Origin of the sequence: Parageobacillus sp. VR-IP, assembly GCF_013357975.1 — a bacterium.
Taxonomy (GTDB): Bacteria; Bacillota; Bacilli; order Bacillales; family Anoxybacillaceae; genus Saccharococcus; species Saccharococcus caldoxylosilyticus.
The window spans coordinates 200,656-219,117 of sequence record NZ_JABVYQ010000004.1; the positions used below are offsets into that span (position 1 = coordinate 200,656).

At 44.3% G+C, this 18,462-nt stretch carries 19 protein-coding genes; 18 read left to right on the forward strand and 1 reads right to left on the reverse strand.

Annotated elements, in window-relative coordinates:
• Nucleotides 1-107 precede the first annotated feature (107 nt).
• Nucleotides 108-1,013 (reverse strand): ribonuclease HIII, encoded by a 906-nt coding sequence (rnhC, locus tag HT574_RS11620; protein WP_175244729.1) that lies wholly within the window; start codon nt 1,011-1,013, stop codon nt 108-110.
• Nucleotides 1,014-1,131: 118 nt separating this feature from the next.
• Here rnhC and zapA point away from each other — a divergent pair, with 118 nt between their 5' ends.
• The 18 genes from zapA to HT574_RS11710 all read left to right on the forward strand — a co-directional run bounded on the left by zapA (nt 1,132) and on the right by HT574_RS11710 (nt 18,387).
• Complete coding sequence (zapA, locus tag HT574_RS11625; protein WP_017435431.1) at nt 1,132-1,395, forward strand: cell division protein ZapA; 264 nt, start codon at nt 1,132-1,134, stop codon at nt 1,393-1,395.
• 4 nt (nt 1,396-1,399) lie between these two features.
• Nucleotides 1,400-1,939, forward strand: a complete 540-nt coding sequence (locus tag HT574_RS11630) for a CvpA family protein (protein ID WP_017435432.1) — start codon at nt 1,400-1,402, stop codon at nt 1,937-1,939.
• Nucleotides 1,940-2,036: 97 nt separating this feature from the next.
• The gene (gene polX / locus HT574_RS11635; protein WP_175244730.1) at nt 2,037-3,764 is read left to right on the forward strand and encodes a DNA polymerase/3'-5' exonuclease PolX; all 1,728 of its coding nucleotides are present in this window, start codon (nt 2,037-2,039) and stop codon (nt 3,762-3,764) included.
• 24 nt (nt 3,765-3,788) lie between these two features.
• Nucleotides 3,789-6,143 (forward strand): endonuclease MutS2, encoded by a 2,355-nt coding sequence (locus HT574_RS11640; protein ID WP_175244731.1) that lies wholly within the window; start codon nt 3,789-3,791, stop codon nt 6,141-6,143.
• A gap of 15 nt (nt 6,144-6,158) precedes the next feature.
• The gene (locus tag HT574_RS11645) at nt 6,159-6,566 is read left to right on the forward strand and encodes a DUF350 domain-containing protein (RefSeq protein WP_175244732.1); all 408 of its coding nucleotides are present in this window, start codon (nt 6,159-6,161) and stop codon (nt 6,564-6,566) included.
• 16 nt (nt 6,567-6,582) lie between these two features.
• Nucleotides 6,583-6,747 carry a hypothetical protein gene (locus HT574_RS11650; protein ID WP_017435436.1) on the forward strand — a complete coding sequence of 55 codons (165 nt, stop codon included), beginning with the start codon at nt 6,583-6,585 and terminating at the stop codon, nt 6,745-6,747.
• A 111-nt stretch (nt 6,748-6,858) separates the two neighbouring features.
• Entirely contained in the window at nt 6,859-8,532 is a 1,674-nt protein-coding gene (locus tag HT574_RS11655; protein ID WP_175244733.1) for a long-chain-fatty-acid--CoA ligase, read from the forward strand.
• Between the two features lie 101 nt (nt 8,533-8,633).
• The gene (locus HT574_RS11660) at nt 8,634-9,221 is read left to right on the forward strand and encodes a fatty acid metabolism transcriptional regulator FadR (protein WP_017435439.1); all 588 of its coding nucleotides are present in this window, start codon (nt 8,634-8,636) and stop codon (nt 9,219-9,221) included.
• 31 nt (nt 9,222-9,252) lie between these two features.
• Nucleotides 9,253-10,026 carry an enoyl-CoA hydratase gene (locus tag HT574_RS11665; RefSeq protein WP_042406564.1) on the forward strand — a complete coding sequence of 258 codons (774 nt, stop codon included), beginning with the start codon at nt 9,253-9,255 and terminating at the stop codon, nt 10,024-10,026.
• A 64-nt stretch (nt 10,027-10,090) separates the two neighbouring features.
• Nucleotides 10,091-10,864 (forward strand): electron transfer flavoprotein subunit beta/FixA family protein, encoded by a 774-nt coding sequence (locus HT574_RS11670; RefSeq protein ID WP_017435441.1) that lies wholly within the window; start codon nt 10,091-10,093, stop codon nt 10,862-10,864.
• A gap of 29 nt (nt 10,865-10,893) precedes the next feature.
• Nucleotides 10,894-11,871 (forward strand): electron transfer flavoprotein subunit alpha/FixB family protein, encoded by a 978-nt coding sequence (locus HT574_RS11675; protein WP_175244734.1) that lies wholly within the window; start codon nt 10,894-10,896, stop codon nt 11,869-11,871.
• 173 nt (nt 11,872-12,044) lie between these two features.
• The gene (gene trxA / locus HT574_RS11680; RefSeq protein ID WP_017435443.1) at nt 12,045-12,359 is read left to right on the forward strand and encodes a thioredoxin; all 315 of its coding nucleotides are present in this window, start codon (nt 12,045-12,047) and stop codon (nt 12,357-12,359) included.
• A gap of 347 nt (nt 12,360-12,706) precedes the next feature.
• Nucleotides 12,707-13,474: an ABC transporter ATP-binding protein gene (locus tag HT574_RS11685; protein ID WP_175244735.1), complete on the forward strand. Its 768-nt coding sequence runs from the start codon at nt 12,707-12,709 to the stop codon at nt 13,472-13,474.
• 17 nt (nt 13,475-13,491) lie between these two features.
• Complete coding sequence (locus HT574_RS11690) at nt 13,492-14,517, forward strand: aliphatic sulfonate ABC transporter substrate-binding protein (protein WP_175244736.1); 1,026 nt, start codon at nt 13,492-13,494, stop codon at nt 14,515-14,517.
• Nucleotides 14,510-15,355, forward strand: coding sequence for an ABC transporter permease (locus tag HT574_RS11695; protein WP_175244737.1), 846 nt, complete (start codon nt 14,510-14,512; stop codon nt 15,353-15,355). The genes HT574_RS11690 and HT574_RS11695 overlap by 8 nt, the downstream gene beginning before the upstream one ends.
• An 18-nt stretch (nt 15,356-15,373) precedes the next feature.
• Complete coding sequence (gene ssuE, locus HT574_RS11700; protein WP_017435447.1) at nt 15,374-15,907, forward strand: NADPH-dependent FMN reductase; 534 nt, start codon at nt 15,374-15,376, stop codon at nt 15,905-15,907.
• A 22-nt stretch (nt 15,908-15,929) separates the two neighbouring features.
• The gene (ssuD, locus tag HT574_RS11705) at nt 15,930-17,057 is read left to right on the forward strand and encodes an FMNH2-dependent alkanesulfonate monooxygenase (RefSeq protein ID WP_175244738.1); all 1,128 of its coding nucleotides are present in this window, start codon (nt 15,930-15,932) and stop codon (nt 17,055-17,057) included.
• Nucleotides 17,058-17,199: 142 nt separating this feature from the next.
• Complete coding sequence (locus HT574_RS11710) at nt 17,200-18,387, forward strand: hypothetical protein (protein ID WP_175244739.1); 1,188 nt, start codon at nt 17,200-17,202, stop codon at nt 18,385-18,387.
• Nucleotides 18,388-18,462 lie beyond the last annotated feature (75 nt).

Genomic DNA, 18,462 nt, shown 5'->3' on the forward strand with positions numbered 1-18,462 from the left:
TGATAAACGGCAACGGGAGCCGAACTGACTCGTCTATGTATGAACGAAGAGAGGCTGACTCAAAAGGTCGTTAACAACGGTCTTTTCGAGCCATCCTCTTTTTATGTTTACTGTTTAGCAAGCCGCACTGCTTTTTCCGTATTAGCGAAATGAAGCTTTGCGCACGTTTCGAGAATGGCAGGCCCGTACATTTGGATAAGCTTTGCAGCAGCTTGATCGACTTGTGCTCCTGCCCCTTTTGGCAATGTCATGCCGACTTGCTTGCTTAGCCGCTCTATTTCCTGCAAAAATACGTAGCGGGCGATCGTCGAAGCAGCGGCCACTGCAATATGAATCGTTTCTGCCTTCGGGTAGCAATACACACGATCGCGGACGACATTTGTTTCGCTTTCGAGGTAGCGAAAATATAAGTTACGCTCAATAAATTGGTCAATAATGATCGCTTCTGGCTCAAGCGGCGAAAGTTGTTCCACGAGCTTTCTAATTGCTTCATTATGTAATAACGCTTTTATTTTCGTTTGAGGCATTCCGCTTCGTTGCCAGTCATTATACATTGGATTGGACAGTATCACCGTTTGGTGCGGGATCATGCTCATAAGCGATGGGGCAAGCCGGCGGATAGCTTCATCGGTTAATAGTTTCGAATCTTTTACTCCCGTTGCTGTGATCACATCCATTTGGTCTTTGGCGACATATGCGGCGGCAACGACAACTGGCCCAAAATAATCTCCGGTTCCGACTTCATCAGAGCCGACTGCTGATGCAGCAGCCAAACGAGGTTGGAAAGCCGCCGTTTCTTTTTGACCCGATTGTTTCATCCATTTCGCTGCTTCCTGTTCTGCCTCTTTTCCTTGAAACAGCACTTTTCCCGAACGGTAAGCGGTAATTGTGCAGCCTGATCGTTTGGCAACGAACAAAGCACCTGCAGGAAGATGCCCCGTTATATCGGAAGCGTAATGATTCCGCATCTTTTCCAGCATCGCTGCTGTTGCCGTGATGACGTGATTTGCCATGGCCATTCACTCCTAATTGCAATTGTTTTTTCTTTTGCATATCATAGTCGTATCTTTTCATTATATCAGCATTCATGGTATGATAAACAATAGGATTTTGCAGAATGGGGGAAATCATTTGGCGGAGCAACAAAAAACGCGGGTGACAGTCGATATATACGGGCAGCAATATACGATCGTCGGCACAGAAAGCTCAAGCCATATCCGATTAGTCGCATCGATTGTCGACGACAAAATGCGGGAGATTAGCGAGAAAAATCCGACATTGGATATTAATAAACTAGCGGTACTAACAGCAATTAATATCGTTCATGATTATATAAAATTAAAAGAAGAATATGATCGGCTTTTACAAAAACTACATAAGGAAAAGGATGAGTAACGGAATGGTCGATCTTCTTTTACTTTTTATCCTTTTAATGGGGTTTATGATCGGGCTAAAGCGAGGCTTTATTCTCCAATTTATTCATATGACCGGCTTTATCATCGCTTTTGTTGTCGCTTATCTTTATTATGAAAAATTAGTGCCGCCGCTGCGTCTGTGGATTCCGTATCCGACGTTTGGCGATCCGGAAACGGTCAAACTGTTGTTTGAAAGCACGCATTTGGATGACGCATATTATCGGGCGATCGCGTTTGCGATTTTATTCTTCGCTACGAAAATTGTGATGCAAATTATTGGTTCAATGCTGGATTTCGTGGCGCAATTGCCGCTCCTTCGTAGCATCAACCGCTGGGCTGGCGGAGCGTTAGGATTTGTCGAAGTATATTTAATTGTGTTTCTTATCCTATACATTGGTGCACTAGTTCCCATTCAAAGCTGGCAGGCAAAGCTTCAAGGTTCTTTTCTTGCTACTGCCATTGTCAAGCATACCCCATTTTTATCGGAAATGTTGAAACAAATGTGGATGCGCTACATGGTGTAATCACTTCTCTATGACTCATAGGGAAGTTTTTTTGTACTTTTTCGTAAAAACTTGTATTATGTTTCGTAGCGGATGGTACAGATAGGTGGAGGATAAAATGAAAGGAAACAAAAAAGATGTCATTCGTCTGTTGGAGACGATTGCGCTATATATGGAAATAAAAGGGGAAAATCCGTTTAAAATTGCAGCGTTTCGCAAGGCGGCAAGCGCATTGGAAACCGATGAACGAAGCATTGCGGAAATAGACGATTTCACCGCCATCCCGGGAATCGGAAAGGGGACATCAAGCGTCATCAACGAATTTTTGGAAACGGGTACATCGAGGGTTCTTGAACAATTAAAGGAGGAAATTCCTGAAACCTTGCTTACGTTGCTTCGGCTTCCCGGGCTTGGCGGAAAGAAAATCGCCAAATTGTACCAGGAGCTAGGGGTTGTCGATATGGCCACCTTAAAAGAAGCTTGCCTCGCTCAGAAAGTGCAGAAACTGCCGGGCTTTGGAAAAAAAACAGAAGAAAAACTATTAGCGGCGATCGAAGAAAGCGGAGCCCGTCCGGAGCGGCTGCCGCTGGCAGCGGTGCTACCGATTGCCACGGAAATTGAAGAGCAGTTGAGGACGATGAAAGGAATCATCCGTTTTTCGCGTGCCGGTAGTTTGCGGCGCATGAAAGAGACAGTAAAAGATCTGGATTTCATTATTGCCACGAATGACCCGCAGCTGGTGCGGGAACAGCTGCTACAGCTAAATCACATTTCCAATGTGATCGCCAGCGGGGATACGAAAGTATCATTGCAACTTTCTTATGAGTACGACATTGCCGTTGATTTTCGGTTAGTGACAGAAGAACAATTTGCCACAACGCTTCATCATTTTACAGGGTCGAAAGAGCATAATGTCCGCATGCGGCAGCTGGCGAAAGAACGAGGGGAAAAAATTAGCGAATATGGCGTAGAAAATGGAAAAACGGGAGAAATAAAAACGTTTCCGAGTGAACAAGCGTTTTTTGCTTATTTTCAATTGCCGTTTATTCCGCCGGAGTTAAGGGAAGACGGCACAGAAGTCGACCGTTACCGCGACGATTATCCGCTTCTTCATCTTTCCCATATCCAGGGGGATTTGCATATGCATTCGGCTTGGAGCGACGGGGCGTGTTCGATTGAAGAGATGGCGGAGGCATGTCGGAAGCGAGGATACCGCTATATGGCGATTACTGACCATTCTCAATATTTAAAGGTTGCCAACGGGCTGACAGTCGAACGATTAAAGCGGCAGCGCGAAGAAATTGAACGATTAAACGCGAAATACGATGATTTTACGATTTTGGCTGGCGTGGAAATGGATATTTTGCCGGACGGGACGCTCGATTACGATGATGAGGTGTTGGCGGAATTGGACTTTGTCATTGCTGCGATTCACTCGAGCTTCTCGCAGCCGCGCGATGTCATTATGAAGCGGCTTACGGCTGCGCTTCGCAATCGCTATGTTGATGTCATCGCCCATCCGACAGGACGGCTGATCGGCAGACGGGACGGATATGACGTCGACATCGATATGCTCATAGAGTTGGCACGGGAGACGGATACCGTGTTGGAATTAAACGCGAATCCGAACCGCCTTGATTTATCGTATGTTTATTTGAAAAAAGCGCAAGATGCCGGTGTGAAAATTGCCATTAATACCGACGCCCATCATTTGGACATGCTTGAGGATATGGAAATTGGAGTGGTGGCGGCGCGCAAAGGCTGGATTCGCAAAAATACGGTCATCAACACATGGACGCTGGAGGAATTACGACATTTTTTACGGCGAAAACGTTCCACTAAATAAAATGGGCATGGAGGTTTTGCATCAGTGCAGACAAAAGTTCTTCACGTATTGGAATTTGATAAAGTAAAAGAACAATTGTTAAAGCATGCGGCATCGTCGTTAGGAAAAGAAAAAATTGAAACATTGCTTCCGTCTTCTGACTTTGCCGAAGTAGTGGATTGGCTTGAGGAAACGGATGAAGCGGCGGCGGTGCTTCGTTTACGCGGACATGTGCCGCTTGGCGGTATTTTCGATATTCGCGCAAGTCTGAAGAGGGCGAAAATCGGCGGCACGCTTAGCCCGCAGGAGCTGCTGGACATTGCCAGCACCGTTTCTGCCAGCCGGCAGTTAAAGCAGTTTATAGAATCGCTGCAAGAGGAACATGGAAACTTCCCGCATTTGGCTGGCTATGCACAAAGCCTTGCTTTGCTTCCAGAAGTGGAGCAGGAGATTGAACGATGCATCGATGATCATGGAGAAGTGCTTGATCACGCGAGCGAACGATTGCGCTCGCTCCGCCAGCAGCTGCGCATGACAGAGGCACGCATTAGGGAAAAGCTAGAAAGCATCATCCGCTCGCCATCGGCGCAAAAAATGCTGTCTGATGCGATTATTACGATCCGCAACGAACGCTACGTCATTCCGGTGAAACAGGAGTACCGCGGTGCTTACGGCGGCATCGTCCACGATCAATCGGCTTCCGGAGCGACGTTGTTTATCGAGCCGCAAGCGGTAGTGGAACTAAACAACCAGCTGCGAGAAGCGCGGGTGAAAGAAAAACAGGAAATCGAGCGGATTTTAATCGAACTGACAAAGGTAGTCGCTAATCACGCAGAAGCATTGCTAGAAACGGTTCATATATTGGCACAGCTTGATTTTATTTTTGCTAAAGCCAAATACGCCAACCAGCTGAAAGCGACAAAGCCGGCGATGAACGACCGTGGCTATATTCGCATGCTGCAGGCGCGCCACCCGCTCATTGATCAGGGCGTTGTCGTTCCTAATGATATTGAACTCGGCAAAGAATATAAAACCATCGTCATCACCGGTCCGAACACCGGTGGGAAGACCGTTACCTTAAAAACGATTGGACTATTGACATTAATGGCGCAGGCCGGCTTATTTGTCCCGGCCCTCGATGGCTCGGAGCTGGCTGTATTTCGCGCGGTTTATGCCGATATCGGCGATGAACAGTCGATTGAACAAAGCTTAAGCACGTTTTCCTCGCATATGGTCAATATTGTTGATATTTTGCGCCGCGTTGACGAAAAAAGCCTTGTTTTATTTGACGAGCTAGGAGCAGGAACTGATCCGCAAGAAGGAGCTGCGCTTGCAATCGCTATTTTAGATGAGGTGCATGGACGCGGAGCGCGGACAGTAGCCACCACCCACTATCCGGAATTAAAAGCGTACGGATACAATCGGGATGGCGTCATTAATGCCAGTGTTGAATTTGACACCGAAACGCTTCGTCCGACGTATAAATTATTGATTGGTGTCCCAGGTCGGAGCAATGCTTTTGAAATTTCGAGGCGGCTTGGCCTTGACGAGCGCATTATTGAGCGGGCAAAATCGCATATTAGCACCGAAAGTAATAAAGTGGAAAACATGATCGCCTCGCTAGAACAAAGCAAAAAGCAAGCAGAAGAGGAAGAAAAGCAGGCAAAAGAAGCACGGATGGAAGCGGAAAAACTGCGCGACGAATGGAGACAAAAATGGGAAGCGCTTGAAGAAAAGCAGGATGAGATCATCGATGAGGCAAAACGGAAAGCAGCCGATATCATCCGCTCCTCGCAGCAAGAAGCGGAGCGGATTATTCAGGAGCTCCGTCGCATGCAAAAAGAAAAACAAGCGGAAATAAAAGAACATGAGCTGATTGAGGCGAAAAAGCGCCTTGCCGAAGCGATGCCGACTTTGGCGAAGAAGAAAAAGGAACGCAAAAAAGAGAAGCGTCATGTCTTCCAGCCGGGCGACGAGGTGAAAGTGACAAGCTTAAATCAAAAAGGCTATCTTGTCGAAAAAGTATCGGATGAGGAATGGCAAGTCCAGCTTGGCATTTTGAAAATGAAAATTCATGAACGAGACTTGGAATATATCGGCAGCGCTCCGAAAACAGAGACAAAGCCGATCGCGACCGTCAAAGGAAAAGACTATCACGTCGGCTTGGAATTGGACTTGCGCGGCGAACGGTACGAAGATGCGCTTGTCCGTTTGGAAAAATATATCGATGATGCGCTATTGGCTGGGTACCCGCGCGTTTCCATTATTCACGGAAAAGGGACGGGTGCGCTTCGCAAAGGAGTGCAGGAGTTTTTGAAAAAGCATCGCGCCGTGAAAAGCTTCCATTTTGGCGAAGCCAGTGAAGGAGGAACAGGGGTAACGGTTGTCGAATTGAAATGACGGGGAGAGAGCGGGATGAAGACGTTTTGGGAAAATGAAATTGTAAAAATTGCCGCCAATTTCAGCGTAGCCGTTTTATGCATGGTCATCTTTTTGGCGGTGTTTGAATTAGTGACGAAATATAAAAATTGGGAAGAGATTCGAAAAGGAAATGTTGCAGTAGCGATGGCGACCGGCGGGAAAATTTTGGGTATTACCAATATTTTTCGTTATGCCCTTCGCCATCATGATTCATTGCTGGCGACGATCGGCTGGGGCGTATATGGCTTTTTGTTGCTGCTGATCGCGTATTTCATTTACGAATTTCTTACCCCGAAGTTTAACATCGACGAAGAAATTGCCAAAGACAATCGGGCTGTCGGCTTGATTTCCATGGTTATTTCCATTGGTTTGTCTTTTGTCATTGGCGAAGGAATTCACTAAAGGGAGATAAAGAAGCATGGAGACATTGGCGAGAACATTGCTTATTTTTGCCGGAATTTTCCTCATTGGCGGCATCGTATATTTAGCGTGGAAAAATAAAACGATGGAAACATTGTCCAAAATATTGTTTATTTTATGTGCCTTTTTTGTATTGATCGGTCTTCTTTATTTATTTTTATAGGAAAGGATCCCAAAAGGTAACTTTTGGGATCTTTTTTTGGATGTAAAATTCAAAAAAATATAATAAAATAAAAATAAACGAATTTGAAATTTTTGAATATGGGGGAGTACGATGGAAAAGCCATGGCTTGCTCATTATCCACGAGAAATTCCGCATCACCTTAACTATCCCGATAAAACGTTGCCCGATTACTTGCGGGAAACGGCCGCACAGTTTGGCGGACATGAAGCGATTTATTTTCTTGGGAAAACGCTTACGTTCCGTGAAGTATATGAACAGGCGCTTACATTAGCGAATTATTTGAAACAAATCGGCTTGCAAAAAGGCGACCGCGTGTCGATTATGCTGCCAAACTGCCCGCAGGCGGTCATCAGCTATTATGGTGTGCTGTTCGCAGGCGGCATTGTCGTGCAGACGAATCCGCTTTATACGGAGCATGAATTGGAATATCAGCTGAACGACAGCGGTGCGACGATACTAATTACGCTTGACATGCTTTATCCGAAAGCGGCCAAAGCGAAAGCGAAGACAAACGTGAAACATCTCATTATTACAAGTATGAAAGATTATTTGCCAACAATGAAAAAATGGCTGTATCCTCTCATGCAGCGGAAGCAGCAACCTGTGATGGTCAAAGTGGAAGAGCGGAGCGACCAGCATTTGTTTTCGAAAATTATGGCCCAACCGAACGCAACAGAGCCCAGCGTGGAAATAAACTCAGCGGAAGATATCGCCTTGCTGCAATATACCGGTGGAACGACAGGCGTGCCGAAAGCAGCGATGCTGACGCACCGAAATTTAATCGCTAATACGTTAATGTGCGCCCATTGGATGTACCGCTGTGATAAAGGAACAGAATCGATTTTAGGCATTTTGCCGTTTTTCCATGTATACGGCATGACAACCGTGATGAATTTGGCGATTGTGCAAGCGTATAAAATGATTCTTTTGCCCAAGTTTGACGTGGAAGCGACATTAAAAACGATTGAGAAATTAAGGCCGACAATGTTTCCGGGAGCGCCGACCATGTATATTGCGCTGCTCAATCATCCGGATTTGGCGCGTTATGACTTGTCGTCCATTAAAGTATGTATTAGTGGATCAGCGCCGCTGCCAGTCGAAGTGCAAGAGAAGTTCGAAAAAGTGACGAGTGGCAAACTGATTGAAGGATACGGATTGACGGAAGCTTCCCCTGTCACTCACAGCAATTTCGTCTGGGACGGAGAGCGGGTAAAAGGAAGCATCGGCGTGCCATGGCCGGATACGGAAGCAAAAATTATTTCTTTAGAAACAGGGGAAGAAGCGAAAGCCAATGAAATTGGCGAGCTTGTTGTCCGCGGTCCGCAAGTGATGAAAGGCTACTGGAATCAGCCGCATGAAACGGAAAACGTGTTGCGCGATGGCTGGCTGTATACGGGAGATGTCGGTTATATGGACGAACGTGGCTATTTTTACATCGTTGATCGGAAAAAAGATATGATTATTGCGAGCGGATACAATATTTATCCGCGGGAGGTAGAAGAGGTATTATATCAGCACCCGAAAGTGCAGGAAGTGGTAGTCGTTGGCGTTCCAGATGAATACCGGGGGGAAACGGTAAAAGCATTCGTTGTTTTAAAACAAGGGCAGCAGTGTACGGCAGAAGAATTGGATCAATTTATGCGAAGCCGTTTGGCGGCATACAAAGTACCGAGAATTTACGAATTCCGCACAGAGCTTCCCAAAACAGCGGTAGGGAAAATTTTGCGCCGCGCCTTGCTCGGAGAAGAAGGAAAAAAAGAATGACTTCTTTTTGTCCAACTTAGGCTTGACAAAATAAATAAACAGTTCGTAAAATGAAAACATGAATGAATAATCATTCATGTTTTCGTAAAGGAGAATGAGTATTGCGGAGGGATAAACCGAAATTTAAACAAATTATCGATGCTGCGGTAGTCGTCATTGCCGAACATGGCTACCATCAGGCGCAAGTATCAAAAATCGCGAAACAAGCAGGGGTCGCGGACGGCACGATCTATCTCTATTTTAAAAATAAAGAAGATATTCTCATATCGCTGTTTCAAGAAAAGATGGGCTCTTTTATTGAGAAAATCGAACAAGAAATAGCAGGAATTTCGAGTCCTTTAGAGAAATTATACGTATTAGTGGAAAAACATTTTGAATCACTGGCCGCGGATCATCATTTAGCCGTCGTTACTCAATTAGAATTGCGTCAATCGAATAAAGAACTGCGGCACCGAATTAATGAGGTGTTGAAAGGATATTTACGAATTATTGATGGGATTGTAAAAGAAGGGATTGAAAAGGGAGAATTTCGTCCCGATTTAGATATCCGACTAACGAGACAAATGATTTTTGGAACGATTGACGAGACGATAACGACATGGGTAATGAACGAGCAAAAATATGATCTCGTCGCTTTGGCCAAACCTGTCTATGAATTGTTAACGAAAGGATGCGCAGTTTCTCGCTAAAACGCAATCTGTTGGAAGGGGGAGAGGATAGATGGAATATTTTCACATCCATAAAGAGGAGTTTGTCGCGGACGTCACCTTTTCTCGTCCTCCGGCAAACGCTCTTTCATCCGCTGTATTGAAAGAGCTTTCATCCGTGCTTGATGAGCTGGAAGCGGATGATCAAGTCCGTGTTGTGCTTCTTCACGGCGAGGGAAGATTTTTCTCGGCAGGTGCCGATATTAAAGAGTTTACTTCTGTAAAATCCAGCGATGAAGCGACAGCGCTGTCGCAAAATGGCCAGCAAGTGCTGGAACGTATCGAGCGTTTTCCAAAACCAGTGATTGCTGCCATCCATGGCGCAGCGCTAGGCGGCGGATTGGAGCTGGCGATGAGCTGCCATATCCGCATTGTTTCTGAAAACGCCAAACTCGGCCTGCCAGAGCTGCAGCTTGGCATTATACCTGGCTTTGCCGGAACGCAGCGGCTTCCTCGCTACGTCGGTTTTGGCAAAGCGGCCGAGATGATGTGGACGAGCGAGCCGATTACCGGAACAGAAGCGGTGCAGTGGGGCTTGGCAAACAAGGCGGTTCCGGAAGAGCAATTGCTGGAGGAAGCAAAGAAACTGGCGCAAAAAATTGCGCAAAAAAGCCCAATTTCGATTCGCGCTACCTTGCAGCTTTTAAATTCTTTTAAAGAAAAACCGTTCCGGGAAGCGGTGCATGAGGAAGCAATGCTGTTTGGAAGCGTGTTTACAACAGAAGATGCGAAAGAAGGCGTGCAAGCGTTTATTGAAAAGCGCCCGCCAGTCTTTCGTGGCAAATAATGTTTTTAATTGACAGAATCTTTGAAACTGAAGTAATGTTTGATCAAAATGAGGAGGGGCTCACATGAATATTTTCGTCTTAATGAAACGCACATTTGACACAGAAGAGAAAATTACGATTGTGGATGGCAAAGTAAGCGAAGAAGGAGCAGAATTTATTATTAATCCGTACGATGAATATGCTATCGAAGAAGCGATCCAAGTACGCGACAAACATGGCGGTGAAGTAACGGTTGTGACGGTAGGTAATGAGGATGCGGAAAAAGAATTGCGCACGGCGTTAGCGATGGGCTGCGATAAGGCGGTGCTTATTAATATTGAAGACGATGTTGAAGAGCAAGACCAATACACGACGGCGAAAGTGCTTGCCGAATATTTAAAAGATAAAAACCCGGATTTGATCTTGGCCGGAAATGTGGCCATTGACGGCGGTTCGGGGCAAGTTGGTCCGCGTGTTGCCGAGTTGCTTGGCATTCCGTATGTCACAACGATTACGAAATTAGATATTGACGGCAATAAAGTAACCGTCATTCGCGATGTGGAAGGCGACGAAGAAATTATCGAAACGTCGCTGCCATTGCTGGTTACTGCACAGCAAGGATTAAACGAGCCGCGCTATCCGTCGCTTCCAGGCATTATGAAAGCGAAAAAGAAACCGCTTGAAGAATTGGAATTGGATGACTTAGATCTGGAGGAAGAAGATGTCGAAGCAAAAACAAAAACGATCGAAGTATTCTTGCCGCCGAAACGGGAAGCTGGAAAAATTCTCGAAGGCGAAATTGCAGATCAAGTGAAAGAACTTGTCCGGCTGTTACGTTCTGAAGCAAAAGTAGTTTGATTTTATCAATAAAGTAGGGGGACTGAAAAATGGCACGCAAAGTACTTACATTAGCAGAAGTTCGTGACGGATCATTAAGAAACGTATCGTTTGAGGCAATTGCGGCGGCAAAAACGATCGCCCAGGGCGGGGAGGTCGTTTCCGTCCTTGTTGGTGAAAGCGTTCAATCGTATGCCAATGAGTTATTCTTCTACGGCGCCGACCGTGTGGTTGTTGTAGAGCATCCGAACTTAAAAAATTATACATCTGACGGCTATTCTCAAGCGCTGAAAGCAGTGATTGACGAAGAAAAACCAGAAGGAATCGTATTCGGCCACACCGCTTTAGGAAAAGATTTGTCGCCGAAATTGGCGATTAAACTTAACTCCGGACTAGTTTCCGATGTGGTTGTGGTTGAAGAGGCAGGCGGAAACCTTATCTTTACGCGTCCGATTTATTCCGGAAAGGCGTTTGAAAAGAAAATCGTTACAGACGGCATTATTTTTGTGACGGTACGTCCAAACAACATTCAGCCGCTAGAGCGCGATGAATCCCGTTCTGGAGAAGTAAAAGCGGTTTCCGTTGACATTAAGGATTTGCGCGCAATCGTGAAAGAAATCGTCCGTAAAACAGCCGAAGGCGTCGATTTAACCGAAGCAAAAGTTATCGTTGCCGGCGGCCGCGGCGTGAAAAGCGCGGAAGGATTTAAACCGCTGCAAGAGCTTGCTGAAGTGCTAGGCGGCGCCGTCGGTGCGTCCCGCGGCGCGTGCGATGCCGGGTATTGCGATTATTCGTTGCAAATCGGGCAAACAGGAAAAGTCGTCACGCCAGATCTTTATATCGCCTGCGGTATTTCGGGCGCCATCCAGCATTTAGCAGGGATGTCCAACTCAAAAGTCATCGTAGCGATTAACAAAGATCCGGAAGCAAACATTTTCAAAGTAGCTGACTACGGCATTGTCGGAGACTTGTTCGAAGTCGTTCCGTTGCTGACAGAGGAATTTAAAAAATTAAAAGTGCATTCATAATTATGACAGAAACGGGCAAGGCAAGCCGCCTTTGCTCGTTTTCTGCTGTCTGTCAGACGGCATAATTCCTGCCAGAAAGCGAATATTAGAAACGAAGCAAAACATTCGCGCCAAACTTCATTACATGGTATACTTTGCTTACAGCATTACTAGCGAAATAGGAGGAATGCAAAATGGCAATTGTGAATGCGACAGATCAAACGTTTGCGGCAGAAACGAAAGACGGCGTAACTTTAGTCGATTTCTGGGCGCCTTGGTGCGGACCTTGCCGCATGATCGCACCGGTTCTTGAAGAATTGGACCAAGAAATGGGCGATAAAGTAAAAATCGTTAAAGTGAATGTCGACGAAAACCAAGAAACGGCTTCGAAATTCGGGGTAATGAGCATTCCAACATTGCTCGTTTTCAAAAATGGAGAGCTTGTTGACAAAACGGTAGGCTATCAACCGAAAGAAGCGCTTGTTCAATTGCTGGAAAAACACGTATAATTCCTTTTTCTTCAAGGGGATTCAGGCGATATATTGCTTGAATCTCTTTTTTATTTTTTATTTATGATAACGAAAAATGTAAAAAAACAATTGACCGAATTTACGAAATTGTTTATATTTATAATCAATAAATCTTATAGGTTAACTATGAATTAAAAACTGCTATTGGTACAACGCTTTGTTTTTTTGCGTTCATAAACATAGTTAACCTATAGGAATTATATATTTTATAAAGAACAACTAAGATCATTTTTCTTCATTCAGATCGATTCAAAGAGGAGGCGGTTTTATGAGAATAGTGATTACAGCATTTTTCTTCTAACATTCGCAGAAAGGAGGAGGACGAAGTGAGTATACAGATTGATGTGAAAAGTAAAAGTTTTTTCCAAGGAAAACAAGGAGTTCATGTGCTTCAAGATGTTCACCTAGAAATAAAAAATGGTGAATTCATTACGATCATTGGCCCAAGTGGATGTGGAAAAAGTACATTGCTAAAAATTGTAGCAGGGTTGGATACCGATTATAAAGGTACGGTAGAAATAGATGGTGTTCAAATTGATGGTCCAGGGTTAGAGCAAGGCTTTATTTTTCAGGAACATCGTTTATTCCCATGGTTAACCGTGGAAGAAAATATTGCAGCCAATCAATCGCTGAAAGACGTAAATGTCCGGAAAAAAGTGGATGAGTTAATAGAGCTTGTCCGGCTAAAAGGCTTTGAAAAAGCCTACCCGAAAGAATTATCAGGGGGAATGGCACAACGCGTGGCAATTGCGAGAGCATTGCTGCGGGAACCAAAAATATTATTGCTCGATGAACCGTTTAGTGCACTTGATGCCTTTACAAGAAAGCATTTGCAAGATGTTTTACTGGATATATGGCAAAATAAACAAATTACGATGATTCTTGTCACTCATGACTTAGATGAAGCGGTTTATTTAGGAACGAAAGTAATAGTGATGAAAGCAAAGCCAGGACAAATTCGTAAAATTGTTTCCGTTCCATTGCCATTTCCACGACAGCGCGCTCATCCATCTTTCCAAGAAATGAGGCAACGCATATTGCGTGAATTTGAAACAGCGGAAAACTCTCCTTTACTGGAGGGACTAGGAATTTAAGAGAGGAGGAACCTCTTATGAGGAAACATATATTCATTATGTTTATAAGCCTGTTTATCGTGTTGATGTTTGGCTGCGGACAGGAATCAATGACAAGTACAACAGCGAAAGGAAAAGAAAAAAACGTAACGATTCGCATCGGCATTCAGCAAAGTCTTGGACCGCTTTTACTGGCAAAAGAAAAAGGATGGTTTGAAAAAGAATTGGAAAAAGAAGGAGTCCACGTCAAATGGATTGAGTTCCAAAGCGGACCTCCACATTTTGAAGCGATGGCATCCAATAATCTTGATTTCGGCGTTGTTGGAAACTCTCCGGTAATTGCTGCCCAAGCCGCCAACATTGAATTTAAGGAGATCAGTAAAGCAGCAGAAGGATTAAAAGGAGATGCCATCATTGTACCGCAAGGAAGTAAAATTAACAGTCTGAAGGATTTAAAAGGGAAAAAAATCGCCGTTGCCAAAGGAAGCAGTGGATTTAACTTCTTATATGAAGCCCTCCAGCACGCTGGCTTGAAAGCGTCAGAGGTTGAAATGATTCAATTGCAACCGGATGAAGCGCAAGCAGCGTTTGATACACATAAAGTGGATGCTTGGGCGATTTGGGAGCCGTTTATTTCCTACGAGGTGATCAAAAATAAAGCACGTATCGTAGCGGATGGAGAAGATCTTCAAGCATATTCACCATCATTTATCGTGGCACGAACGGGGTTTATCAAAGAACATCCTGATTTAACGGTCCAATTTTTAAAAATTTATGAGAAAGCTCTGCGTTGGCAAAATGATCATTTTAACGAAGCGGCAGAGATTTATGCGAAAGTGAAAAAGTTAGACAAAGATGTCGTACTGCGAGCATTACGCAACAACCCATCATTAAACGAGCCAATTACGGATGATATTATTCAAGCACAGCAAAAAACCGCTGATTTCCAATATGCCCAACATATCATTAAAACAAAAATTAATACAAGCAAAGTAGTCGATAACCAATATATTAAACAGGTGTTTCAAGAATTAGAGAAGGAAGGTGAGAACAAACATGAATAAAACAACCATCACTGCCAGGCAGCCGCTTCTGCGAAAAGAGTGGGAAAGAAAGATTCCAGCTTTCGGTCGTAAGAAAATAAAAAAGTGGATGACACAAGCGGCATTACCACTATCCGTTATATTCATATGGCAGCTTGTTGGGATGACAGGGACCGTTTCCAAAACCGTCTTGCCAACGCCGGCAGATATTATGAATGCTGCTTATCAATTAACTATTTCAGGGGAATTATTTACCCATTTGAAAGTTAGTATTTTTCGAGCGGCGACAGGATTTTTGCTTGGAGCCGGCATCGGGCTCTTTGCAGGCATTGCTGTAGGTTTTTCTACCAAAACGGAGGATGTCATCGACCCTACGGTACAAATGCTGCGAACAATTCCTCATTTGGCAGTGGCGCCACTTTTTATCTTATGGTTTGGGTTTGGAGAGACATCGAAAATTTTATTGATCGCTAAAGGCGCGTTCTTTCCTGTGTATGTGAATACATTTCTTGGCATACGAGGAGTCGATGCGAAGCTGTTTGATGTCGCACGTATTCTCCATTTTAGTAGATGGGAGAAAATTACGTTGCTCATTATCCCGTCTGCTCTTCCTACTATTTTATCTGGAATTCGTCTTTCTCTTGGAGCGGCCTGGCTCGGTCTTGTTGTTGCGGAGTTGATGGGTTCTACAGAAGGAATTGGATATATGATGATGGATGCAAGACAGTTTAGCAATACGGATATTGTTTTTGTCGGCATTATTCTTTTTGCGGTGGTAGGAAAACTTACAGATTCATTAGTCCGTGTATTGGAGAAACGGCTGCTTCGTTGGCAGGATACGTATAAAGGAACGATGTAAAAAAAGGGGGAGACATTAATGACGACAATCACTTTAATCTCGGGAAGTCCATCTAAACAATCCAAAACAGCGGAGATCGCTAACCGATTGCAAAAAGAATTGCTCAAAAGGGGGCATCATGTTCATTTAATCCATGTTCGGGATTTGCCGGCAGAAGATTTGCTGCATGCAAAATTCGATAGTGAAGCGATTGCTCAAACCCACGAATGGATTCGTGAGGCAGATGCGGTCATGGTGTTAAGTCCTGTCTACAAAGGCAGCTATACGGGTATTTTAAAAGCATTTCTCGACTTGTTACCGGAAAAGGCATTTTTAGGTAAGATTATTGCTCCGATCGTCACAGGCGGAACTATTGCCCATCTGTTATCGATTGAATATGCGCTAAAACCTATTTTCTCCATTATGGGAGCAAAAGAGATTTTACATGGAGTATTTATTTTAGACAAAACGATTCAACGTGATGAAACGGGCGAAATATTTTTTCCATCCGACATTGAAGAAAGGATAAAGGAAGTGTTGCAATCTATTTCAAACACTCAAACCCTCATTTAATGATAGAAAGGAGAAAATGAAAATGGAATTATTATGGTTTATCCCTTCCCATGGCGATGGACGTTATCTTGGAACAACAAAAGGAGGCCGTACTGCGGAGTATAGTTATTTTCGGCAAATTGCCCAAGCTGCTGACCGGCTGGGCTATAAAGGGGTATTAATTCCAACGGGGAAATCATGCGAAGATCCATGGCTGCTTGCGTCAGCATTGGCAGCGGAAACAGAACAATTGCGTTTTCTTGTTGCCGTACGACCGGGATTAATGTCTCCTACACTTGCGGCGAGAATGGCTTCCACATTAGACCGAATTTCGGAAGGCCGGTTGCTTATTAATGTCGTAGCTGGCGGAGATCCCGTTGAACTCGCGGGTGATGGGCTATTTTTAAGCCATGACGAGCGCTATGAAGCAACGGATGAATTTTTAACAGTTTGGAGACGATTGTTAAGCGGCGAAGAAGTCACTTTAAAAGGAAAACATATCAACGTAACTGGGGCTAAGCTTCTGTTTCCGCCAATACAAAGACCGTATCCTCCGGTTTATTTTGGAGGGTCGTCGCTAGCAGGCCAACAGGTGGCAGCGAAACATGCAGATGTTTACTTAACATGGGGAGAACCGCCAGCACAGGTGGAAGAAAAAATTTCCCAAGTGAGAAAATTGGCTGAACAGCAAGGACGTACAATTGAATTTGGCATTCGGCTTCATATTATTGTGCGCGAAACAGAAAAGGAAGCATGGAATGCTGCACAACAGCTCATTCGTTATGTGGACGACAAAACCATTCAGGAAGCACAACGAGTTTTTGCCCGGTATGATTCGGTCGGGCAGCAGCGTATGAAACAGTTGCACAATGGAAGCAGAGAATCGTTAGAAATTAGTCCAAATTTATGGGCGGGGGTTGGCCTTGTCAGAGGAGGAGCAGGAACCGCTTTAGTCGGGGATCCGGAAACAGTGGCAGAGCGGCTATTAGAGTACTATCAATTAGGTATCCGGTATTTTATTTTATCCGGTTACCCGCATTTAGAAGAAGCATATCGGGTAGCTGAACTGCTATTCCCGCTTCTACCATTAAACCACAAAAAACGGACAAAACAGTCTATACAAGGAGAGATTATCGGACATGAATTTTTTCCTTCATTTATCAAAGTGTGATGATAGGGAAGAGCTTGCCCAAACGTTGGCAGGCTCTTTTCTTTGATAAAAATTCCATTGACGTTGATAATCATTATCTATTATAATCAACTTGTGCTAATGAAAATTATTATCAAATAAAAAGGTATGAGGGGGATACATAATGTCAGTTAAATGGAAGCTGCTTGCTGTTTTTACAGCGTTTGCGATAATGATGGGAGCTTGCTCGAACAGCGAAGAAACAGCAACAACCAAAACGGAGAAAAAAGAGCAAACAGCCGCTAAACAAAGGGAAGAAAAAACAGTGGAAACAGAGAAAAAAGAAATCCATTATGCTGATGTATTTAAACAGGCGCTTGTCGAGCTGGAAAAAGCAAAGCAAGGGCAAAAAGTTGACTTTGATAAAGTGACAAAACTATATGAAGAAAACTTACAGACGCTTGTGCAAAAGCGGGACGCCGAATTTCAAGATACGCTTGACCAACATATTACTACTGCGCTGGCGGCAGGGAAAGATGGTTCACTCGATCCAGTGGTCGTAAAACAAATCTTTGATAAGCTCATGCAAAAAGTATTTTATACCACAATCAAGCATGAATTTACCGAAGTAGAGGAAAATTGGGCTAATAAGGAAGAAGTAAAGAAGGAAATCGAAGAAGCAAAACAGTTTTACGCGATTTTACAGCCGACGGTCGAGAAGCGTGATGCCGCTTACGGAACGAAGTTGGTCGATGCGATAGACGGAGCGTTCGCACAAATCGAAGATGCGGCTGCAAAAGATGATTTGCTTGCCTTCTCCTTAGGAAAACAAGTCGTAGACAAAACGCTGATGAAAACCTTTTATTTAGCGACAGGTGCACTTCCGCACGGCTACGCTTCAAAGGCGGCAAATGCGGCAAAACAAGATGAAAAAGAAGCGAAAGTCGAACAAGCAGAAGGATGGGCGTTTTATCAATCCGTATATCCATATATGAAAAAGCATGCACCAGAAGAAGCGGACTACATTTTAAAACAATTTGATTTGCAAACAGATGTAAAAACGCTTGATTCGGCAGCGATCAATAAAGCGTTCGTCCGCGGCTGGGCAAAGGTGGCGCTTCATGAATATGAAGAAAGTAAAGAAAGCTGGGGACAAGATAAATCGGTAATTACCGCTTTGGAAGGCGCTTTATTTATTAATATGATGGAAAGCGACTTAAAAGCGTTGTTAGGTGATCAAGCTTATGCGTCATTGAATGATCAGGCGCAGCGCTATCTTGAGGCAGCAAAAGCGAAAAATAAAGCGGAGGGGGAAAAACTTCTTTCCCAACTAGAAGCAACATTAAACACTGCTATGGAAAAGGCAAAATAACGATAAAGCAAAAAAACCTTGTTCTTTAGCAAGGTTTTTTGCCTTCTTATGAAGGAAATCAAATTTTGGCGCTGC